Raw genomic sequence first — 21,249 nt, forward strand, 5'->3', positions numbered from 1 at the left:
CTCATCCTTCAGCAGCACCCGGCGTCGCCGTCACTGAGAGCTCCTCGGGCTTCATGTCCTCCGGGTAGAGGAGCAGTTTGTCGCCCTCGCCGGGTTGGAGCTTCAGCGCGGTGGGCAGCAGCACCTCCTGCTCGGGATAGAGCGTCGGAGGCTCGGAGGGCCACGTGCCGCTCTCCAGGCGCTGCTGCTTCACCAGGGCCAGTGCGACCAGGAGATCGAGTTGCGCCCGCTGGGTGTCCACGCGCGTGGCGAACCTCTCGTAGCCTTCGTCGTACTCATTGAGGAACGGGTTCCAGGAGGACGTGAAGGTGCTGGCCAGTGCGGCGAGTTGGGGAGCCCGCTGGTCCCAGGGAAGGTCCATCAGAGGCAGGGCCTGGCCGATGTACTCATGCACGACGGGCCAGGCCTGCAGCATCAGCTTTCGTGCGAGAAGGGCGGGCATTCCCGTGGAGACCAGATCCTGGGAGGACGAGTAGAGGGCCAGGGCCTTGGCTCCGGTTGGGAGCGCGTCGAACTGGTCCTGTTCGAACGTCGCGCCAGCCAGGTAGAGCGGCATATAGGCGCGCTCATCACGGAGGGCGGTGGAGAGTGGGGCCACGCCCGAGCGGATGCGCCGCAGCGCCAAACAGGCCTGCTGCCGACGGGAGGGAGAGGCCTGATCGAGTGCCTCGGCACAAGGGAAGAACAGGGTCTTGTGCCCCGTGGCGGAGACCATCGCCCCGATGAGTGCATTGCCGTAGGACAAGTCCCTCGCGAGCGCGAGCCCGTCGAGACAGGTCTCCAGGGCCGCATCGGCCTCTCCTCGCGCGGTCTGGGAGCGCGTCTCGAGCGCGGCGAGCTTGAGGATGTGCAGGAACGGCAGCAAGAGCGTGCGCTGAGAGGGGTGCCGGGGGTCATCGAAGATTCGCAGCCCCTCGGGCAACCCGCCCACCTCGGCGCGGGAGGCCCTCAGCGCGCGCTGCATCAACGGCCGGCCCCTGTCGAGGGCCTCGCGACACTCCCGGGGCAGCTCCGAGACGGGTCTCACGCCGTTGCGGACGTCCACGCAGGCGGCGTCCACCTCCTCCGAGAGGGTGGGCTCGGAATCACGGAGTGCGATGAGCTCCGGCATCAGCGGCCCGAGTGCCTCAGCGAGTGTCCCGGGAACAGGCGAGTCCAGATGGGAGGGGCGCACCACGCGTTCCGCAGCGGCGGTGCGCTCACGGGTTTCCGCGACCACCACGTCCGCGGCCGCGCGGGCCCGTTGCTTCAGACGCCAGTGCGCACCGAAGGCGAGCAGCAGTACCAGCAACAAACTCCCCGCCACGATGATGAAGAATGTGGGGAGCCTGCTCGTTGCGCTTGGATTCGTCATGTCCGGCATTGTGCGGAGGCGGCGCGCCAGACGGCAAGGGCGAGGTCCGCGGGGCTTGGGGGAGTCGGGCTCGTGGGCAACCGCTGCTCGAGGCCCCCCTGTGATGGCGTTCACTCGCCGGGTGTTGGCGCCGTCACAGCCCCTCGGCGGCCTCCAGGGCAGAGTGCTTCGTGTCAGGGTGCGAACCTCACACGCGGCGCCCTGGCATCGAGGCCGCCATGTCCCGCATCACGAGCACTGAGGTCATCCTCCCCTCCTCCCTGTCCGCCGAGGCGCGGCACCAGCTCACCGACAGCCTCTACGCCGTCCACGCTCGGCTCTTCGAATCGGAGGAAGAGCGCAAGGCGTGGGGCCCCTGCGACAGGCCCGAGGCGCTCTACTTCCTCGAGACCCATACGGACCATGCCGAAGGGCACGGGCTGTTGACGGTGGCGCCCATCACGCTGGAGGCCGTGCTGAGCATGGCCCACTCCCTGCTAAAGCGGCGGGTGCGCCAGTCCATGACGAGGCTGTCAGCCCGGGTGTTGGGCACGCGGCTTGGGGCGCGCCTGGGCCGCTCCCTGGTGGTCCACACGTTGCGCCACGTGCCGCTCTTCGCCCAGCTCGACGAGACCACCCTGCACGGCCTGGCCGAGCGCGCGGAGCTCCTCGTGCTGCCCGCGGGCAGGGAGGTCTTCCAGGCGGGAAGTGCCAGTGACGAGTTGTACCTGCTGGAGGACGGCGTGGTCCATGTGCTGGCCCAGGGAGGGAAGCTCATGGACAAGCTGGGCAGCGGCGCCGTGTTCGGGGAGCTGGCCCTGCTCACCCACGAGCGCCGCTCGGCGACCGTCCGCACGGCGACGGCCTCGACGCTCATCCGCATTCCCCGCTCGGTGCTCCTGCCGCTGCTCGAGGAGAATGACCGCCTGCGCGAGCGGATGTGGAAGACGCTCGCCGAGCGGCGCTTCGATGATGTGGTGCGGGGGCTGGAGGGCTACGGGCACCTGGAGCGCGAGCACCGGCTCTCCCTGCTACGCTCCGGAGAGCACCGCGAGCTGAGGCCGCAGGAGTGGCAGAAGCTCGAGGCGGGCACCCACCTGTTCGTGTTGTCGGGCGCGGTGGATTTCGAGCACGCGGGGCTTGTGGTGACCCAGCGGGACTCCACGCTCCTGGAGGTCGGCCGGCCGCTCCGGGTGAGGGCCCGGGAAGCCACGCGGCTCGTGCTCCTGAATCCGCGGGCGGAGGACGCCTCGTCCAAGCGCCGCGCGACGTAAGAGGCCCCTCAGACCCAGCGCTCGACAGTCCATTCACGGCGGCCTTACTTGGACGCCCAGGGCTCATCGAAGACGAAGTTGTTCGGATCCGTCGGGTCGATGCGCAGCCGGATGACGGCGCCCGGCATGAACAGCCCGCTGGCCATGACGGGAACGACCTTCTCCGCCTGGAGTTCCCGGTCGGGATGCCCGTCCTCGCTCACCCGCAACGTCATGGCGAGCACGGGGTTGTTCGCAACCCAGGAGCCGGTCTGACGCGCCGACACCACCGTGGCCCGAGCGAGATCCCCCGTCTCGAGGAGGCGCTTCTGCATCACTTGCGCGCGGGCTTCGTGGAAGCACAGGTAGAGGACGACGAGTAGGACGAGACCTGCGACAAGATAGGTGGTTGGGTCCGAAGGCATGGGCCATCCAGCGGCTGGACTGGAAACGATGGCAGGACGGTAGACCGTCGCGTGTAGCTGCCTCAAGCCGATGTGACAATTCGTTGACCGAATGGACGGCCCCTTGCCGCCGGTTTAAGACCGGCGCGCCGTTGGACTCGAGGGCCAAGAACACATGCACCCAAAGACCTGGATGTCGTCTGTTCTTGGCCTCGCGCTGGCACTTCTCTCCCCCGCTGCGCACGCCAGCTCCGCCACCCCGGCCCGCTCGACTCAGTCCGTCTTCTTCATCGCCAAGAGCGAGAACCGGAACCAGGTGCACTATGGCATCCGGGTGGACGAAGACTGTCGGCCCCTCGGTCCCAAGCCCGTCCATGGGTACTGGCGGATGCTCGAGAAGGGGGAGACGGAGATGGCGCCCCTGCTGGGCATCGAGGCACCCGCCTATGGGTTGGTCGACGCGCAGCAGGTGGAGCACACCCCGGAGGGATGGCGGGTCCGGGTCCAGCTTCAGGCCTTCTCGGAGCGGACCATCGAGATCGACGTCCTCCGGGAGAATGGTCGCTGTGTCACCCGGACCTGGACCACGGTGGGAGGAGTGACCTCGCAGCTCGACCACGTCTATGTGCGTCTGGCCTGGCCATTTGGCATCGAGCGCATCCTCCTCATCGGCGTGGACCCGGATGGGCGGACCGTCCAAGAAGTCATCCGCCACTGAGCGCTGGCGCCCTGCTCCTCTGGGTGAGGCGGAAGCTGTCCTGACGTCAGGTGCCCTGGCGGGCTGGGGCGGGGGTCGGCGCGCGCGCCCCCCGGATGCCGTCGAAGGCGTAGAGCGCCACCGCCGTCCACAGGCAAGCGAAGGTCATGGCATGGCGCGAGGTGAAGGTCTCACCGTAGACGAGCACCGCCAGGGCGAGCTGCAGCGTGGGCGACAGGTACTGGATGATGCCCAGCGTCGAGTAGCGCAGCCGCCGCGCGGCCAGGGCGAACCACAGCAGAGGCAGCGCGGTAGCCACGCCGCAGCCCACGAGCAGCAGGGTTTCTCGCGGGGTGGAGCCCAGCACCGGCTGCTCCCAGCCGCCCAGCAGCAGCAGGCCGAGCCCCACGGGCGTCGCCAGTCCCGTCTCCACCGCCAGCCCCGTGAGTGACTCCACCGGCGCCAGCTTGCGCACCAGTCCATACAGGCTGAAGGAGCCCGCCAGCCCCAGCGCCACCCATGGCACCTGTCCCAGCCCCATCGCGAGATTGAGCACCCCCAGGGTGGCCAACGCCACCGCCCCCACCTGGAGCCAGCGCAGCCGCTCGCCCAGGATGAGCCGGGCCAGCACGATGTTGACCAGGGGGTTGATGTAGTAGCCCAAGCTCGCCTCCATCATCCGGCCGCTGTTGACGGCCCAGATGTAGAGGCCCCAGTTGAGGGAGATGAGGGTGGTGGTGAGCAGCAGTGCAGCCAGGGCTCGACCGTTGCGCAGTACGCCCAGAATCTCGGACCAGCGCCGGCGCAGCGTCAGCAGCCCCGCCACGAAGAGGAACGACCACACCACGCGGTGGGCCACCAGCGCCACGGGTGGCACGTGGGACAGTTGCTTCCAATAAAGGGGGAAGCACCCCCAGGACACATAGGCCCCGAACGCATAGGCAAAGCCCGACAGACGCTCGGCCGCTGGAGAGTTGCTGGACATGGTGCTCGCTTCTTTCTGCCCCCTGGCGCCGCGCTACATAGCAGCGGTCCGGCTCGAGTGCAGCGTCACCGAGCCCGCACCAGGCCACAGAACGAAGGGTGGAACGCCCACATCCTGGCCGCGCCGCCTCCGCCGCGAACAGCAACTCCTCATGTCGACTGTCGAATCGAGATTGAGCCTTCGGCTCCCTCGCCTTAACCACTGGACGCACCGCCAAGCCTCGGGAGAACCCTCGCATGCGTATCGACAGGATCGACCACCTCGTACTGACCGTCCGCAGCATCGAGCACACCTGCGCGTTCTATTCGCGGGTGTTGGGGATGGAAGTCGTCACCTTTGGTGAGGGGCGCAAGGCGCTCGCCTTTGGCAATCAGAAGTTCAACCTGCATGAGGTGGGCAAGACCTTCGAGCCCAAGGCCGAGTCGCCGACGCCCGGCGCCATCGATATCTGCCTCATTACCCGGACGCCCATGACGGATGTGGTGAAACACCTCGGCGCGGTGGGCGTTCCGATCATCGAGGGTCCCCTACGCCGCACGGGTGCGACCGGTCCGATCCTCTCGGTGTATTTCCGGGACCCGGACGCCAATCTGGTCGAAGTCTCCGAGTACCTCGATGAAGCTCAAGCGCGCTGATCACGCTGGGAGCCGGAATGGCCGCCAACGTGACCAGGCGCGAGCGCTACTGAACGGCGGGGCGGCGGGCTCGCCGCAATCCGACCTACTGCGGGCAGGCGTCGAGCACGCAGCTACGCCAATTCCGATCGCAATAGTCCTGGTGATTGCCGGAGGCGAGGCAAATATCACGCTCGTCCGCGCAATAACGGCCGCCTGAGCAGACGATCAGAATGTCATCGCCCGGCGCCACAGCGGCCTTGACGGGGGTGGCCCCGACTGTAGTGGCCCCGAATGCGAACCCGAACGCGACCATGAACGTGGTGAGCAGCTTGATTTTCACTCGAAATCCCCTTCTCGATGGTTGGCGCTGCACGACATCATTGGCGCTCCTCGCGGAGCCGGACCACGTTACGCGTTGACGGGCGCCGCAGTCCAGGAGCAGACGGCAACGAAAACAAGGTGCGGCTCACCATTCGAGGCAGATCTTGCCGAAGTGGCGACCCGACTCTTGGCGGCGGAAGGCGTCGGCAATGCCTTCAAGCGGAAAGCTCGAGTCGATCACCGGCTTGATGCCGTTCGCCTCGATGGCGCGGATCATCGCGAGCTGATGCTCGCGCGAGCCAACGGTCAGTCCGCTGATCCGCACGTTGCCCGACATGATGGCTGCAGCGCGAAGATCGACACGCCGCCCGTACCTTGGACGAGCACGGTCTCACCGGGCAGGAGCGTTGCCTCCACGAACAGTGCGCGCCAGGCGGTGAGCCCGGCACAGGTGAGCGTCGCGGCCTCGGCGTGGCTGTAGCCGGCCGGCGCGCGGGTGAAGGCGGTCGCGGGCGCCACGACCTCCTCGCGCGCATAGCCATCACCGGTGTCACCAGGCATCAAGGACAGACTCTCGACTGTCGGCTCGCCGCCCAGCCAGCGCGAGAAGAAGGTGCTGACGACCCGGTCGCCGGGCACGAACTCGGTGACACCCGCCCCTACCTCGACCACCTCGCCGGCCCCGTCTGACATCGGAATGCGGCCGTCGGGCGTCGGGCCCCTACCCGTCACGACGAAGTAGTCGTGGTAGTTGAGTGAGCTGGCGTGCAGCCGCACCCTGATCTCACCTCTGCCAACGGGTGGCAGCTCCGCCTCTCCGAGCTCCAGCCGCTCGAGCCCGCCAGGTTTCCTCAGCCTGATCGCGCGCATCCTGTTCTCCCTCGTCGGCCGCCAAAGTAGCACGTGCCAATTCCCATCTAGCAATCCAGGAAGCACAAGGGATTCAAATTTTTCAATAATTCCTGTAATCGTGCCAGACCCAGAACTGGCGCACGGGGCCACACCTCCAGGGGAAGGCCCGCGGCTGAACGCGACATGCCGTGCCCAACCAAACCCAGGAGGAAGCATGCGTTTCTCGAGAAGTGGGCTGACGCGTTGGCTGGTGCGGGTGGGAAGTGGGCTGCTGCTCGCGGGCTGCGGTCAGGCGGACAAGGCCGAGCCATCCTCCGCAACGGGCAGCACTGACTCGGCCCTGGTGAAGAAGCACGCGCCAGCGGGCTTTGAGTCAACGCCGTGCTGGTTCTCGTTGTCACCTGACCAGGTGGAAGGCGAGACGGTCCGGTGCGGCTACGTCGCCGTCCCGGAGCACCACGCCCAGCCGGAGGGCAAGTGGATCCGCCTCGCGGTGGCCCTCTTCGGAGACCCCGAGGAGGTGAAGGCGAAGGACCCGGTGGTGCTCCTGGCGGGAGGTCCGGGAGCTCGCGCCGCCTACCTTGCGAGCACCCTGACACGGGAGCAGGTGGAGGCCCTCGCCCCGGACCGGCAGCTCATCGTGTTCGACCCGCGCGGCGTCGGGGCATCCCAACCGGCGCTGGAGTGTTGGGAGGTCGGCATGCCGTATCCGGACCCGCTGCGCCGGTGCAGCGAGCGCCTGCAAGGCCAGGGCATTGACATCACGGCCTACAACACCCAGGAGAGCGCCGGGGACGTGGAGGCCCTCCGGGTCGCGCTGGGGTTCCAGCACATCAACCTTCGTGGCTCCGCCTATGGCTCGCGGCTCGCGATGGAGGTGCTCCGCCGGGCGCCAGAGCGCGTGCGTAGCGCCATCATCGACTCGGTGCTGCCGCCGCGGGACAACCTCTACCTCCAGGCGGTGCCGGGCTTCGATCGCTCCCTCCGCAAGGTGTTCGAGGCCTGCGCCGCGGACGCAGCCTGCGACGCCCGCTATCCCTCATTGGAGCCCCTCTTCTCCTCGGTGGTTCAGTCCCTCAACGCGCGGCCCCTCCCGGTGGTCTTCCAGACCCGGGAGGGCAGGAGCGGCCGCATGCAGGTGAACGGAGCCCTCTTCGTCCAGTTCCTGCACAGCTTCCTCCAGGACCCGGCGCTTCTGGAGACGCTCCCCGCCATGCTCCACGCACTGAAGGAGGAGCAGACGACGCTGCTCGGCAACGCCATCGGCGCCTCGCCGATGCTGACGTCGTTCATGCAGCTCAGCTACGGCATGCACCTCTCCACTTTGTGCCGCGAGGAGGTGTCCGCCACCACCCCAGAAGCGGTGAAGGCGGGAGCGGCCGGGGCGCTACCGGAGCTCCGGAGCTTCTTCCTTCCCACGCAGCTCGACATGTTCAACACCTGCGCTCAGTGGCCTGCGGGCTCTGCGGAGGCATCCTGGTACGAACCGGTGGTGTCCAAGGTGCCCACGCTGCTGCTCTCGGGAGCGTTCGACCCCGTCACTCCGCCGGGGCTGGCGAGCGCCGCGGCACAGTCCCTCAAGCATGGCCACCACGTGGTCATCGCGGACGGCTCTCACGCGGTGCTTGCCTCTCATCCCTGCGCGGCGGACATCTCCCGGGCGTTCCTGCTCAAGCCCGCGGTGCGGCCCGATACCTCCTGCGCGGCCAAGGGCCACATCACGTTCCTCGTCGAGCCCCCGGCCACCACCGCCTCCCAGGCGGAAGAGAACGAGGCCCAGTAGGGACGGAGACAGGATTTGAACCCTCCGGGAGAAGCCCTACCTCTATATCCCTGGCGCGGTCTGGCGCCGCTGCTCAGCCCAGGAGCGAGAGCCAGGCATGGCCCGGGTGCACCCGGGCCATCCAGTCGGAGAGGCGGGCCCGGCGGGAGGCGTTGAGGAGCGGCAGGACGCCCTCGAGGTCCGCGAGGTCCTTCGGACGCCCGTTCTTGACCTTGAACAGCAGGACCAGTTCCGGGATCAGGTACGGGATCCCGTCCTCCGTCCGCTCGATGATCTCGGTATAGGGCAGTCGGAGCGTCTCGTCCCGTCGGCAGATCCACGTGTCCCCGTCGTGCGGCTCCCGGAATACGTCGACCCGGAAGGTGCCCGTGGCGGGATCCCGCAGCCAGGTCTGGTGGCTGAAGGGCAGCAGCTCCGGCGGCGTCGACGGCCAGACGCGGCCATTGCCGGGGACGTCGAACTCGTAGCCCGCGAACGCGGTGCGGAACTCATCGAACCTGCCGGCAGGCACGGCGATCTCCAGGTCGGAGTGCGGCCGTGACTGCGAGCCCCGGAACAGGTCCAGGGCCCAGCCCGCGGCGACGTACCAGGGGGCGGTCACGCCCTTGAGGCGCGCGGCGACCTCGCGGGGATGCCAGCAGTCGGCCCAGCGGGCGTCGAGGTCGGCCTCATCGACCGGTACCCCGCCGGGTGGGAGTTCGTCCGTCATGCGTACCAGACCCGTCTTTCAAGGGAGGCCTACTGCAGCTGGTAGAGGACCGAGCGCACCGCGCCCTGGGGCTGCAAGGCCGCGTCCGGGTAGGCATCCACGGTGGTTCCACCCAGCGAGGGATTGTCTCCCAGGAAGAACAGGTTGATGACGGAGGGATTGTTCACCCAGGCCCGCGGGACGAAGAGCTCGGCGTTCAGGCCGCCCCAGCTGAAACCCGCCGTTCCCACCGGGGTCCACTGCCAATCCAAACCCGTGCCCGTGTAGCGGTAGAGGCTCGTGCCCAGGAGGACGAACTCGGCGCCCACGGGGAACTGATCCCCTCCCCCCCGGAAGCCCGTGGAGCGGGTGTTGTCGGTGTCCAGGTACACCGAGAAGGCGGCGTTGAGCTGGGTGATGGAGACGTGGTTCTGGAGGGCGAGGTAGAGGTTGTTGGCGTCGTGGGCGAGCCAGGCCCGGGCCCAGTCCGCCACATCACCGGACGCCGTGGCGTCCTGGGGGTCCACCGCGAACGACGTCAACGCGGCCCAGTCGGAGAGCTCGCCATTCACGTTGATGCTGGCATTGGGGTTGGACACGTAGGTGGGCACCGTGATGGACAGGGTCACCGTGTTGGTGTCCTCGTGCGGCACGGAGGCGCTGTCCTCCGCGCGGACCCGGAAGTAGTGCGTCCCGGGCGTCAGGCCGGTGAGGGTGTACTGGTTGGCGAACTTCGTCGTCGGATCCGTGGACCAGCCCTCCCCGACCTCGAAGTTCACCTGGGCATACTTGACCGGATTGCTGAAGGTGGACGAGGTGGAACGGTAGATGTTGTAGCGGACCGGGAGGCTCTGATCGCGCGCCACGTCCCAGTGGACGACGACCTCTCCGGGCCGTGACGTGAGGGACAGGCGCTGGACGCCCACGCGGTCCGGCACGTCCGGGAAGGGAGGATTGATGACCTCGGCATAGGCGGCGGTGCTGTCCCAGACGGGCGCGGCGGTATCGGCCGCGGGTGGATGGGTGGAGACATAGGTGCCCAGGGTGTCCAACTGGCCGGTGGGCGCGATGTACTCCACCCAGCCGTTCTTGATGGCGGTCTCCTGGAGCGCCTGCGCGGACAGGGTCGCGCCACGGCCCATGTCGTAGTCGAGGCTGAAGACGGTGAAGCCGTCGGGACGGTTGGCCTCGGCCATGAGCTTCTGCGCGTAGTTGTCCCGGTTGACTGGCAGGTAGGGACTCAGGCCGGTGTGGGAGGGATCACTGTCGAGGGCGTAGCTCTCGAACAGGGCGGCATGGATGTAGGGCCGCAGGGAGTATTGGTACGGCCGGATACCATGGGTCGGGTTGGCGATGAGCGGATTGAAGAAGAACGTCCCCCGGTTGGCGAAGACGATCTTCCCCGGGTAGCTGTCGTGGATGAACTTCACCGTCTTCTGCATTTCCGGAGCGACCCAGGCGTAATACCCCCAGGCATTCACATACGGTCCGGCCGTGTCGAGGGTGTCCAGGAAGAACCCATCGAAGCCGAAGTCGTGGGTGCGATCGGTGTCCGTCGCGCTCGTCCGGGCACCCGCCAGTTGCTTGAGGCCCGCCACGCTGCGATTGGCCAGGGACGTGGCGGGAACGCCTCCAATGCGCTGCTCGTTGAGCACCCAGCGCCAGTCATCATTGGGCCAGATGAAGAACCCCCCGAAGTTCGTGTTCACGTCCGGCAGCCCATCCGAGACGTACTGGCCCTGGCTGGAACTCCAGAGCTGGTCCACGTAGAAGGACGCGACGCCGCCATGGGCCGGCACGATCTTGCTCGCGTCGTACCCCGTGCTCCCTCCGGTGTAGCGGACCGGCCCCTGTCCGTTGCCCACGATGGGAATGGGGTTGCCCGCGGCATCGTGCGGCGCCGGGTCCTCGCCCACGCTGATGTAGGCGATGACCTTCACGCCCGCGCCCTGCAACTCGGCCACGACGCGGGGCGTGAGCTGCGCCGAGTTGGTGGGATGCAGGACGACGAGGTTCGCCTGCTTCAGGGTCGCGAGGACCGTCGGGCCGTAGTCCTGACCGTAGTAGACCAGGAACCGGCTCGAGGACGTGATGCCCGGCACGCGGCTCGCGGCGGAAACCGTCGCGGGCCCACCCGCCAGGGCGAGGGACAGCAGGAGACCCAGACTTCGTTTCATCGGATGAACTCCATCAGGTTGTTCGAGCAGGACCGCCGGAGCACCCTACCCGAAAACCCATGGGACATTCGTTCTCACTTTGTGAGGTTCGTCTCCGCGAAGACACGCATGGCATCCCGGCATGGGCACTGAGCACAACGTCGGGAGCGCTCCTGCGCATCCTGGACCATGTAGTATCTGGACGGTCTGGTTTGACTCGAGGACGAGGCGATATGAGCGTTGATTCGGATAGGTCCCACCTCGTCGCGTGCGCATGCGGCCAGGTGGTGTTCGAGGCGGCGGGTGCGCCGATCCTGACCACGGTCTGTGATTGCGCGAGCTGCCGCGAAGCGGGCCGGCGGATCGAGGCGCTTCCCGGCGCGGCACCGGTGCTCGATGCCGATGGCGGCACCAGCTTCGTGCTCCATCGCAAGGACCGCGTGCGCTGCACGAGCGGTGGGGAGCAGCTCAAGGAATATCGCCTCAAGCCCGATTCGCCGACGCGGCGGGTGGTGGCGACCTGCTGCAATTCGGCGATGTTCCTCGAATTCAACAAAGGCCATTGGCTGAGCCTGTACCGGAACCGCATCCCCGGTGCGCCGCCGGTGGAGATGCGGGTGATGACCCGGGACCGCCCCGATGGCGCGCCCCTGGACGGAAACGTGCCTGCCTATGCCACGCATTCGGTGGCGTTCATGTGGCGGCTGTTCGCGGCGTGGTTCGCGATGGGACTGCGTACTCCGCGCGGCATCGACGGCACGAAGATCGAGGCATGAGCGGCGCCGGCTTTGACTCCTCCACGCCAGGATGCCGGGCCCGTCTGCTCTACGAGCTGTCGGGTTTTCCCGGGAAGACATGGACGGTGGAGAGATGATGTGTTAGTTCACCGCCGCATCAAGCCCCCAAGCATCTCATCCTCCGAGAAAACGGACATGAATCATTTCAAGACGTATGGCTTCGCCGTGGTGGCAATGGCTTTCAGCGCGTGCGGTCCCGCCCCCGAAGGGACGGAGCAGGCCGAGAGCGGCATCGCGCGGACCGAGTCGGCGCTGACGAAGGCCATTCCGAACACGACGTGCGTGGTCGAGGCGACGGAGCCCTACACGTACGACAGCGGTCCGTACGCGGGCATGATCAGCGCCCAGGCGTCTGTTTGGGACTGCAGCCAGGACTATCCGATTGTCTATATCTGCTCGATCCTGGAGAAGAGGTCGGTGAGCAGCACGGGCACCGTCACCTGGACGGCGGTGCCGGGCAGCCGCAGCTGCTACGCCGAGACGAACACCGACTTCGGGGGGCAGACGGCCACCCCCACCACCTACACCGCTGGGACCTATCGCCAGCGCGCCCAGGCGGCGATCAAGCTCAACGCGACGACGTGGACCCCGGCGCAGCCGTCGACCTGCAGCACGCTGTCCAGCAACGTTCCGTGCGCGTTCATCTCCGTGACCTCCGCTAGCGTTTCGCTGTAAGGCGCACCCTCCAGGCGTGAGTCCTCGAAGTCCGGCCCGTGCCTCGCGCGCGGGCCGGACCCGTGGCACCTCAAGGCCCGGCGCGCAGCGCTTCTCCTCCCGGGTGCACCGGGCTGTCTTTGGCCTGGGAGGGAGCCATCGCGGCTTCCTGCCCCAGCCCCTGGAGTGGGAGCGCCCCATGTCTACTTCGCGGCTCGCAGGATTGCATGGAGCGACACCGTGGCCTGCTCCGTCTCTGTCTTCAGCTGCTCGAAGAGCTGGAGTTCCTCCGGAGTCGCTTCGCGGATGTCGTCGAGCTGGGTCCGCATGTCCTCCATGAACCTCATCATGTTGGAGCGGATTCGCTGGGTGACCAACCTGCCAAGCTCGCTGATGCGTTGCTCCAGGCTCGTCGCGAACTGGTTCCAGTTCCTCTCAAAAGTCTGTGCCACGTCTTCTTCCAGCTCGGCCGGTGTGTCGGCGCTATCAGTGAAAATGTTGATGGCCCATGTAAAGGCCGTCGCGAGCAGTCCCCCCAGCCCGAACAATTGTCCCGTCAGGGCCGCGATGCCGAAAGATGCCATGCTGGCGAACCGAGCCGCCTGGCGCCCTTGATGCTCGGGGACCGACAACTCCATCTGCTCCTTCCAGGTGGAAAGCGTCTGCACAAGGCCCTGCATCTGCCGGGTCTGAGCGGATGAGCCCGCCTCGGAGCGCAACTCCGCCAGGCTCTTCCGCATGCGCTGATCGATCCGCGCCAGCCTGTCCTCTAACTTCTGCTGAACCTGCTCCACGATCTGTTTTCGCCGGTTCAACATCGAGCCTTTCAGCGCATCCACGCACGCGGAGGGTTTGGGCAGGTCCTGTCCGGTGGGCAAGGCCTCGACCCACTTGCGCACCTCGTCCCGAAGCTCCGTCCTCGCCGTCTGCATGAGCTGCCTTCCGTGCGCCTGGGCGAGCTGGATGGTCTTGGTGCAGTCCTCGACGATCTCCTTCCGCTGCTCCTCACAGCGCTGGAGTGCCGCACGAAGCTTGATACGCTCCGGCTCCTTCGCACGCCGGGATGCAATCAACGTGGCGACTTCGTCACCGGCGAGCCGTAGCTGCTCGAAGACCCGGTAGAGACGGCGCAGCCCGATGGCCTCCGTCTTCCAGAGGCTCTCCCAGAGTGCGTCATAGAACGCCTTATAGGATGGCGGATTCGCCTTCTCCTGCTGACGTGGCACGGGGACTGCATTGGCGCTCAGGAAGAACGGCGGATGCGCCAGCATGGTCCAGACGCCAAACCGTTCGAGATAGGACCGCACCATCTCGTTCGCTTCCCGGGCTTGCTCCGCGTTCAGTTGGTCCGCCTTGTTGCAGACGACAAAGACGGCGCACTGCCGCGCCTGCGCGTCCTGAAGCAACTCTCTCGTCTGCTTGTCCAGGGCGAAGCCGCCAACCCGGACCGAGGATACGTCCAAGACGAGCACAAGTGCATGCGCCGTCTGGAGCACCTCCGCCGTGGAGGACCAGATCCGGCTTGTCGGGTCATCGAACCCGGGAATGTCCACGTACATGACACCGAGGTCGAGAACCTCGTCCGTCAACTCCACCTGGATGTCGATGACCTTCTTCTCATTGTCCGGGTTGTTCTGCTGGTCCGCGTAGGGGGCGAGCATGTCCTGCGTTATCGGGCCATCGCTCAGGCGCGGACGCTCGCCCTCGATATTGACCGTGAGGAACTCCTTCTCCCCCGGTTTGATGATGATGGGGACCGCGGTGGTAATGCTGCGCCGCACCGGGCAGATGGCCCGACCCACCAAGGCGTTGAGGAGCGTGCTCTTCCCTGCGCGCGATTTTCCCGTGATGACGACCCGGTAAGGCTCCTGATGCAGGATCTTCAGCAGGTCCTGCCCCTGTTCCGCCACACTGTGCCAGCCAAGCTGCTGCGCAATCGTGCTCAGGCGCTCAACCGCGAGCCGTGCACGCCCATGCAGGCGCGTGTAGTCGCCTGCCGAGAGCTCGGAGCGCATGGAGGGGGGGCCTGCTCCCGGCTCCGCGCTGCCCGAGGGCAGACCGGCGGCGTCGGGTGCAGACGCCGAGCGCCTCCCGCGTCTCATTCCTCTTGGAGTGAACGGCTCGCTCCAGGCATCGCGCCCGTCCAAGATGGCGCTGGGGTCTGGACCGAGCACCCGGAAGTTGCCCTCCTTGAGCGTCGCGGCCCGGGGCCAGATGCTCAGCGTGCCGCCAGACTCCTCGAAGTCGAGTCGACCCGCGATGTAGCCATGAATCCGCTGGGTCCGGTTCTCCTCTCCGAACTCCTCCAGCCCGAAGAGGGATGGCCCCTGGATGAAGCGGCGGGGGGCTCCTCCCCCATGCCGGATGCTCCCCGAAGCACCGAGGTGCATGTGCCCGAACAGGTGGAGGGTGAAGTTGTCACCCGCCAGGATTTCCTGCTCGAACGACGTGACCGCCCGGGAATGCAGCCAGCTCTGGGGATGATGGGTCAGCAGAATCGTCGCGTCGTGCCGGGCGAGCCAATCCGACGAGTCACCGCCGCAGGCGGCCTGGAACTGGCGGGGGTCGAGCGCGAGCTTCCCTTCGAAGTCCTCGGCCGTCAGTTGGAGGAACGCGGAATTCAGGCCCACGACTCCCAGGCTCACGCCGTCCTTCGGCAGCGTGAACGAGAAGTCCCCAGGCAGGAGTCCGGGCGTCAGGGGCTGCCCGTGGAACCTCGACGCGCGCTGCCAGTCGCTGTACGGCTTGAAGGCCTCCGCAACCAAGCGCCTGTATTCGCTGGTGTCGTCCTTCCAAAACTCATCCGAGATGTCCGAGTCGTCCCACCAGGTGCCCAGTGCCTTAACCGTGGCCTTCCTGGGGGCGGGTCTCATGAGGTCGTGGTTCCCGGGGACCGCGAGCAGGCGCGGATTCGAGCCGAGATCCTGGAGATGAGCCCACAACCGGGCAAGGTTGTCCTCGAAGGACTGGAACTCCTCGGCGGAGCCCCGCTGGGTGAGATCTCCAGTGAACAGGACGAGGTCCCACGGGCCACCCATCTTCTCCTGAAGCCGGGCCAGGTCCTCGAACACCCGCTCCCTCATTCCGGGCCAGAGCCACTTCTGACTCCCCATCCCCTGATGGAAGTCGGTGAGGTGCAGCCAGCGAATCGAGCTCATTCATCCCCCGGAAGTGTAACCGGAGCGTTCTAGTACCAGACGCCGCGCAGCCCAGAAACTGGTGATTTGGGGGCCCTCAGGCTCCATCCTCCTTCGCCCCGGATCTTCTCACTGGAACTGCACCCCGAGAAGACGCGCCTCATCGAGTTTGGCCGGTATGCGGCTGAATGGAGAAGGAGACGCGGAGAGGGAAAGCCGGAGGCATTCAACTTCCTGGGATTCACGCACCTGTGCGCGAAGACGAAAAAGGGGAGCTTCTTGCTGATGCGGCGGACGATGCGCAAACGGATGCGGGACAAGCTGCGCGAGGTGAAGACCCGAGTTGCGGCGACGCCAGCATCTGCCCGTACCAGAACAGGGGCAGTGGCTCGGGAGTGTGGTGCGCGGCTACCTCGCCTATCACGCGGCCCGAGTCGATGAGGCGAAGGGCCGTCCCTACCGTGACCATGCAGGGAGAACCCCTCCAGAAAGGCGCACCAAGGCTACTTACTGGGAGGGGGCCGGACGTCCACCTCCGTCCAGCGCAGCCGTTGCTGCAGGGAGTGCGCCTGGTACGCCAGCAGCGCGTCCTCAGACCCTTGCGCGGGCAGGGCCCCTCTTTTCTCCAGCAGGCGCAGCACCCGATGACGCACCACCCTCAGCAGCTGCTCCACCTCACCTTGCGTGGGCGGCGGCAACGCCTCGAAGCGCACGCCGCCCTCCCCTGGCACGAAGCACGGTTGTCACCTGACCTGTCCCAGGAGGTGACAGCGCGGATGTCCCAGCGGATGCCCTTCTGAGCTCTTTCCAGACTCAAGAGGGAACTGGCGCCCCTCATCTTCAAGGGACCCGGATGGGAAATGGACGCTGAGGGGTCGTGCGTGCACCTGGCGAGTAGGACGCCCCGGAGGCACCAAGTAGCTCCTGGAAGAAGGGCTCGGCTCCATGCGAACAAGCGCCTCGGGCATCAAGCAGGCATGGAGGCCAGAGAGGAGCACGCGTGGACGAGAAGAAGACCGATGCGAGCAGCGAGGAGGAACTGGAGCAGTTGGGGCCGTACCTGCTCGAGGAGCAGGTACCGCAGTCCGATAACAAACAGGGAGAGCTCTACCTGGCCACGCACGAGTCGAGCGGAGCCACGGCCCTGGTGCTCAAACCCTCCGAGGAGGACAAGGCTCCCCTGAAGGATTGGCGGGTGCTCATTAGTTCTTCGGACGCGGCGCGCTATGTCGCCATGCAGGTGGAGCAGACACCCTGGTCCGTGTCCCCCGAGAAGCAATCGGTGGAGTCATTGGTGTTCACCTTCGAGGGGGTGCTCGAGGGCGTTCGCCGCATGGCCCGCGCCCTTCCCTCTCCCTCCGAGCCCCGCCCTCTCTTGCGCCTGGGGCTGAGCCTGACGATCGCCGCCGCGGTGTGTGCCCTGATGTTCGCGCTGGTGCGTCTGGCCTCCGTGCCCCAACCGCCGAGCGGCCCGGAGCCCCTGGCAAGCACCTCGCTCCCCCCCACGAGCGACGAGGTGTCCACGGTAGCCGGGACTCCGGACCCCTTCGACATCGGTACGCTCGTGGACACCACGGACGCTGGAGAATCATCCGTGATCGCCCGTCCACTGCCGCGCGAGCCATTCAAAGGCCAGAAGCGCCCTCCCTGCACCCGCTACGCCGAGGTGGAGCTCATCGGTGCCTGCTGGACGCCGCACGAGTTGAAAGCCCCATGCCCGGACGTGCTCTACGAGTACCAGGGCAAGTGCTACGTGCCCGCCTTCAGCGCGAAGCCACCGCCCCAGTCGCTCGGGCAGTGAGTGACCCGGAGCCCCTCGCCGACGGGCAGGACATTCCAATATGCCGAGCACGGTCCAGGAGTCGCGGCTGGCCAGGTGTTCAGCGCTCGCGAGCGCCGGCGGCGGCTCGGCGGAGAACTGGAAGCCACGCCCCAGCTGGAGGATGGTTCGGTCGAGGTACTGTTTCACGGCGCTCATTTCTGCGTGCTGTGCACGACGGATTGCAGCTCTTCGATCACCCCAGGCTCTCACGGACCAGCGAACTCCCGTCGACCGGGCATTCGAGAGTCGGCAGGTGACCGGCCCACGGGAGGACGGTGTGCTGAGACCGGGGCAACGACGCCGTCAGCAGCCTCGCGCTCTCGGCGAAGTACGGCGAATCATGAGCGCCCGAGAACAGGCTGACCGGGGCCGCGATCCGTGACGGGTCGACCGCGACGTCGTCGACCTCCACCCCCTGTATCCCGTCCTGGAGTTCGAAGATCTGACGCTGCATCGTCCTGAGGAGTTCTCGGGCTTCCTTCATGCGCCATGATGCTGCGGGCCAGCGCCACGCCCTGCCCGTCGATTGCCGCTTGCAGCACGGCAGCGGAGTTGTTGATACGCAGGCCTCGCTTCGTGTCGACGTCCCTTGCGCCCGCCTTCTCGAGCCAGGCCTCCCACGTGGCGAATCCCAAGCGGGCATCCACGGACCGGTCGTGGATGAGCCGTAGGCCGGCCAGGTCCGACGGCCGGCGCGGACGGCGACTCTGCCGCAGGAGGGCAGGCGAGCAAACGGGATAGACCTCCTCGTCCAAGAAGGAGCAGGTTCACAGTGCGCTCCAGGGGTTCAACGGATTCCATCCGCTCGGCCGCGTGGGTCGCGCAGAGGATGTTGCGCAAACCATTGCCCATCTGCTGTCGAACGAGACATCGTGGGTCACCGGCGCAATCTGGGATGTTGACGGCGGCGTCATGGCAGGACGCAACAAGTACAGCTGACCCTTCCTCGATGCCGCGACCCGCGGCGTGGCGGCCGCGCTGGCGGCGCCGAGCCCATGAAAGGGGCAACCATGACCAGGAATCGTTCGATGGTGCTGACGATGACGGGGGGGCGCTAATGGGACTCCTGGCGAGACACGCACCGTTCCTCCGTGCCCTGCTCGAGGCGCCGCTGCTGCTGGCCGAAGGCTCTGTGGTCGAGCGCCTGCGCCGCCACCCTGCCGGACTGCTGGACCCGCACGTGGCCAACGCGGGCCTCCTCTTCAGGCCGGAGGGGCGCGAGGCGCTCGCCGGCATCTACCGCGACTACCGTGACATCGGCCTGCGCCACGGCCTGCCCACCCTCCTCCTCACGCCCACCTGGCGCGCGAACGCGGAGCGGCTCGCGCGCGCGGGCCTCGCCGGCCGGGACGTCTTCGGCGAGGCGGTGGGGCTGCTGGCGGGCCTGCGCGACGAGGTCGGCGACCGGGGCGCAGACGTCTTCATCGGCGGGCTCGTCGGGTGTCGCGGGGACGCCTACCAGCCCGCGGAGGCCCTGCCGCGCGAGGAGGCGGCGGCGTTCCACGCGCCGCACGTAGAGGCGCTCGCGCGCGCGGAGGTGGACTTCCTCGTGGCCCAGGCGCTGCCGGCCCTCTCGGAGGCCGAGGGCCTGGCGCTCGCGATGGCGCGCACGGGGGCGCCGTTCCTCTTGAGCTTCGTTTTGCGTCCCACCGGGGCGCTGCTCGACGGCACCCCGCTGGGTGAGGCCGTGGCGCAGCTCGACGCCCTGCCCGGCGCGCGCCCGACGGCGTACATGGTGAACTGCGTCCACCCCTCCGTCTTTCGCGAGGGGATGGCGCGCCAGCTGGCGGCCTGGCCCTCACTCGGCGAGCGCGTGGTCGGCTTGCAGGCCAACACCTCCCGCCTCTCACCCGAGGAGCTCGACGGGCGGGCGGAGCTCGACAGCGAGCCCCCGGACGCCTTCGCGCGGGAGATGGCCCGCGTGCGCGCGGAACTCGGCACGCGCCTGCTCGGCGGATGCTGTGGCACCGACGAGCGGCATATCGCCACGCTCGCCGGCGTCCTCACGGGCTGACGCCAGGGCCTTCAGGTTCCGGGCTGTCGATGTTTATCGCGTGGAAGTCCAGGTTGTATTATTTTTCCTGGATGCACGGACTCCATGGGAACCGTCAGCGAGGCGCTCGCCCATGATGAAGATTCGCGATGCGCAAGTCAGGGTCCTCGAGCGGACCCGCTTCCAGCAGTTCGTCCTGGAGATGATGACCCACCTGCGCACCCATTTCCCGGAAGAGCTGGCGTCACTGCCCGACTGGGAGCTGGGAGAGGAAATCGAGGGCTGTCTTGGCCGCGCGGCCACGTATGGCATCACCTCGCGTCGGGACTGCGCTCGCTATCTGGCACTCGCGGCGTGCTTTGGGTGGTCTTTCGACACCGAGCTGAAATGGCCCGCCCAGATGCTCCAGGATCCGACGAGCAGCCCGAGCGTGCGGCTGGAGCGCGTTCATGAGCGCTGCCTCCAGCGGCTCGACCAGGAAGCCACGACGTCCGCCTACCGGCGAGAGCTAGGGCTATGAGCATGTCTCCTCCCAAGGGCCACTTCGAGTTCACCCCCACGCACGAGCACTCGCACACCCTCGGAGGTGGCACCGAGACGGCCTCGCCCGAGGTCCTCGGCCGGCCGGGAGAACTACCGGAGGACCTGCTTCGGAGGTGGCGCACGAGCTTCGGTCCCCACGAGGACTGGAAGCACGAGGAACCCGACGCGAAGGATGATGCGGCCCGAGAGCGTGCCGCCCGCCTCCGGGCGGCGGACGCCGCGGCCTCCACGCTGGAAGGCGAGGCGGGCAATACCATCCAGCGCTGCGAGCGGAAGCCGCCGAACAGCGCGCTCGAGGTGGTGCTCACCGGGGAGGAAGGCCCCGTCGCGGGAGCCCTCGTCGAGCTGCGCCGCAAGGGGAAGGACGGCATCCTCGCCCTGCGCTCCAACTCGCAGGGCCGGGTCCGCTTCGAGGGACTGCTCGACTCCGACGCCCATCAGGTGCGGGTGCTGGGCGTCGGCGCCTGGTCGCTCGAAGGCACCCGGCCGCTTCCGGAGGGCCGTGAAGCGTCGGCCTACAATGCGGTGTGGAGCCCTCCACCCGCCGGGACGGAGCAGCACGAGGTGGCACAGGGCGAGTGCCTCTGGACGCTTGCCGTCCGTTTCGGCGTCGACTCGCGAACCTTGTGGGACGGCAACCCCGGCCTTCACCAGGGCGAGCGCAGCCCCAACATCCTGGCTCCCGGGGACATTGTGTCCGTCCCTCCGAGCCCGAAGACCCTCGTGGACGTCAGCACGGGGCAGGAGGTCCGGCTGCGCTGCGAGCCGGCCGAGGCGCGAGCTCGCTTGCGCTTCCAGGGCGTGGACGGGGCCGCGCGTTCCGAGATTCGCTTCCTCGCCAAGGTCGTCACGGCCGACGGGACGGAGCACGTCTGGACCGGGAAGACGAACGGCGACGGCGCACTCGACGAGGCCGTCCCGGCCGATGCGGTGTCGCTGGAGCTCACGCTGGCCACCCGCCCCCACCCCGAGACCTACCACTTCCGCTTCGCTCACCTCGACCCGCTCGAGACGATATCCGGCGTGCAGGGGCGGCTCTTCAATCTCGGGTTCTGGTGCGGCTCGGAGCGTGACGAGGTGGGCCCGCTGACGCGCCGGGCGCTCCGTGAGTTCCAGAAGAAGTACGGCCTGGGCATCACGGGCGAAATCGATGGGCCAACCCGCGCGCGGCTCGCGCAGCTGTACTCGGCTTGAAGTATCGACCGTCCCCCAAC

21 protein-coding genes and 2 pseudogenes are annotated in these 21,249 nt (G+C 67.4%); 11 read left to right on the forward strand and 12 right to left on the reverse strand.

Annotation, left to right across the window (positions count from 1 at the left end; translation table 11 throughout):
- Position 1 precedes the first annotated feature (1 nt).
- Complete coding sequence (locus F0U60_RS26970; RefSeq protein WP_395803627.1) at positions 2–1,354, reverse strand: hypothetical protein; 1,353 nt, start codon at positions 1,352–1,354, stop codon at positions 2–4.
- Positions 1,355–1,572: 218 nt separating this feature from the next.
- On the opposite strand from F0U60_RS26970, the gene F0U60_RS26975 reads away from it, so the two are divergent.
- Positions 1,573–2,607, forward strand: a complete 1,035-nt coding sequence (locus F0U60_RS26975; RefSeq protein ID WP_395803629.1) for a cyclic nucleotide-binding domain-containing protein — start codon at positions 1,573–1,575, stop codon at positions 2,605–2,607.
- A gap of 44 nt (positions 2,608–2,651) precedes the next feature.
- On the opposite strand, the gene F0U60_RS26980 is transcribed toward F0U60_RS26975, so the two are convergent.
- Positions 2,652–3,011: a hypothetical protein gene (locus tag F0U60_RS26980; protein WP_395803631.1), complete on the reverse strand. Its 360-nt coding sequence runs from the start codon at positions 3,009–3,011 to the stop codon at positions 2,652–2,654.
- A gap of 172 nt (positions 3,012–3,183) precedes the next feature.
- On the opposite strand from F0U60_RS26980, the gene F0U60_RS26985 reads away from it, so the two are divergent.
- Complete coding sequence (locus tag F0U60_RS26985; protein ID WP_395803633.1) at positions 3,184–3,708, forward strand: DUF4833 domain-containing protein; 525 nt, start codon at positions 3,184–3,186, stop codon at positions 3,706–3,708.
- 46 nt (positions 3,709–3,754) lie between these two features.
- On the opposite strand, the gene rarD is transcribed toward F0U60_RS26985, so the two are convergent.
- Complete coding sequence (gene rarD, locus F0U60_RS26990) at positions 3,755–4,672, reverse strand: EamA family transporter RarD (protein ID WP_395803635.1); 918 nt, start codon at positions 4,670–4,672, stop codon at positions 3,755–3,757.
- Positions 4,673–4,908: 236 nt separating this feature from the next.
- Between rarD and F0U60_RS26995 the strand changes: the two genes are divergently transcribed.
- Positions 4,909–5,307 carry a VOC family protein gene (locus tag F0U60_RS26995; RefSeq protein WP_395803637.1) on the forward strand — a complete coding sequence of 133 codons (399 nt, stop codon included), beginning with the start codon at positions 4,909–4,911 and terminating at the stop codon, positions 5,305–5,307.
- Positions 5,308–5,392: 85 nt separating this feature from the next.
- Here the strand turns inward: F0U60_RS26995 and F0U60_RS27000 are convergent, their stop codons facing one another.
- From F0U60_RS27000 to F0U60_RS27010, 3 genes are all read right to left on the reverse strand, one after another.
- On the reverse strand, positions 5,393–5,629 hold the full coding sequence (locus F0U60_RS27000; protein WP_395803639.1) for a hypothetical protein: 237 nt from the start codon (positions 5,627–5,629) through the stop codon (positions 5,393–5,395).
- A 126-nt stretch (positions 5,630–5,755) separates the two neighbouring features.
- Positions 5,756–5,947, reverse strand: a complete 192-nt coding sequence (locus tag F0U60_RS27005) for a zinc-binding dehydrogenase (protein WP_395803641.1) — start codon at positions 5,945–5,947, stop codon at positions 5,756–5,758.
- Positions 5,917–6,480 (reverse strand): NAD(P)-dependent alcohol dehydrogenase, encoded by a 564-nt coding sequence (locus tag F0U60_RS27010; protein WP_395803643.1) that lies wholly within the window; start codon positions 6,478–6,480, stop codon positions 5,917–5,919. Before F0U60_RS27010 ends, F0U60_RS27005 begins: the two co-directional genes overlap by 31 nt.
- A gap of 196 nt (positions 6,481–6,676) precedes the next feature.
- On the opposite strand from F0U60_RS27010, the gene F0U60_RS27015 reads away from it, so the two are divergent.
- Entirely contained in the window at positions 6,677–8,245 is a 1,569-nt protein-coding gene (locus tag F0U60_RS27015) for an alpha/beta hydrolase (protein WP_395803645.1), read from the forward strand.
- A gap of 73 nt (positions 8,246–8,318) precedes the next feature.
- Here the strand turns inward: F0U60_RS27015 and F0U60_RS27020 are convergent, their stop codons facing one another.
- Together F0U60_RS27020 and F0U60_RS27025 are read right to left on the reverse strand one after the other, a co-directional pair.
- Positions 8,319–8,954, reverse strand: coding sequence for a nucleotidyltransferase domain-containing protein (locus F0U60_RS27020; RefSeq protein ID WP_395803647.1), 636 nt, complete (start codon positions 8,952–8,954; stop codon positions 8,319–8,321).
- A 29-nt stretch (positions 8,955–8,983) separates the two neighbouring features.
- Positions 8,984–11,110: a hypothetical protein gene (locus tag F0U60_RS27025; RefSeq protein ID WP_395803649.1), complete on the reverse strand. Its 2,127-nt coding sequence runs from the start codon at positions 11,108–11,110 to the stop codon at positions 8,984–8,986.
- A 212-nt stretch (positions 11,111–11,322) separates the two neighbouring features.
- On the opposite strand from F0U60_RS27025, the gene F0U60_RS27030 reads away from it, so the two are divergent.
- Positions 11,323–11,865, forward strand: a complete 543-nt coding sequence (locus tag F0U60_RS27030; RefSeq protein ID WP_395803651.1) for a GFA family protein — start codon at positions 11,323–11,325, stop codon at positions 11,863–11,865.
- A gap of 156 nt (positions 11,866–12,021) precedes the next feature.
- Complete coding sequence (locus F0U60_RS27035) at positions 12,022–12,561, forward strand: hypothetical protein (protein WP_395803653.1); 540 nt, start codon at positions 12,022–12,024, stop codon at positions 12,559–12,561.
- 182 nt (positions 12,562–12,743) lie between these two features.
- On the opposite strand, the gene F0U60_RS27040 is transcribed toward F0U60_RS27035, so the two are convergent.
- Both F0U60_RS27040 and F0U60_RS27045 read right to left on the reverse strand, forming a co-directional pair.
- Positions 12,744–15,698, reverse strand: coding sequence for a dynamin family protein (locus F0U60_RS27040; protein ID WP_395803655.1), 2,955 nt, complete (start codon positions 15,696–15,698; stop codon positions 12,744–12,746).
- 482 nt (positions 15,699–16,180) lie between these two features.
- Complete coding sequence (locus tag F0U60_RS27045) at positions 16,181–16,390, reverse strand: hypothetical protein (RefSeq protein WP_395803657.1); 210 nt, start codon at positions 16,388–16,390, stop codon at positions 16,181–16,183.
- 287 nt (positions 16,391–16,677) lie between these two features.
- Here F0U60_RS27045 and F0U60_RS27050 point away from each other — a divergent pair, with 287 nt between their 5' ends.
- Positions 16,678–17,478, forward strand: a complete 801-nt coding sequence (locus tag F0U60_RS27050) for a hypothetical protein (RefSeq protein WP_395803659.1) — start codon at positions 16,678–16,680, stop codon at positions 17,476–17,478.
- Between the two features lie 214 nt (positions 17,479–17,692).
- Here the strand turns inward: F0U60_RS27050 and F0U60_RS27055 are convergent, their stop codons facing one another.
- Positions 17,693–17,983, reverse strand: coding sequence for an alpha/beta fold hydrolase (locus tag F0U60_RS27055; protein ID WP_395826017.1), 291 nt, complete (start codon positions 17,981–17,983; stop codon positions 17,693–17,695).
- Between the two features lie 55 nt (positions 17,984–18,038).
- A pseudogene (locus F0U60_RS27060) lies at positions 18,039–18,254 on the reverse strand (LysR family transcriptional regulator); the annotation flags it as partial.
- 1 nt (position 18,255) lies between these two features.
- Between F0U60_RS27060 and F0U60_RS27065 the strand changes: the two are divergent.
- From F0U60_RS27065 to F0U60_RS27080, 4 genes and pseudogenes are all read left to right on the forward strand, one after another.
- Positions 18,256–18,438 (forward strand): annotated as a pseudogene (locus tag F0U60_RS27065) (SDR family oxidoreductase); the annotation flags it as partial.
- Positions 18,439–18,556: 118 nt separating this feature from the next.
- Positions 18,557–19,513, forward strand: coding sequence for a homocysteine S-methyltransferase family protein (locus F0U60_RS27070; protein ID WP_395803661.1), 957 nt, complete (start codon positions 18,557–18,559; stop codon positions 19,511–19,513).
- Between the two features lie 112 nt (positions 19,514–19,625).
- Complete coding sequence (locus F0U60_RS27075; protein ID WP_395803663.1) at positions 19,626–20,012, forward strand: hypothetical protein; 387 nt, start codon at positions 19,626–19,628, stop codon at positions 20,010–20,012.
- 2 nt (positions 20,013–20,014) lie between these two features.
- Complete coding sequence (locus F0U60_RS27080; RefSeq protein ID WP_395803665.1) at positions 20,015–21,229, forward strand: peptidoglycan-binding protein; 1,215 nt, start codon at positions 20,015–20,017, stop codon at positions 21,227–21,229.
- The last annotated feature ends 20 nt before the right edge of the window (positions 21,230–21,249 follow it).

It is taken from the genome of Archangium minus (genome assembly GCF_044360475.1).
GTDB classification, from domain to species: domain Bacteria; phylum Myxococcota; class Myxococcia; order Myxococcales; family Myxococcaceae; genus Archangium; species Archangium minus.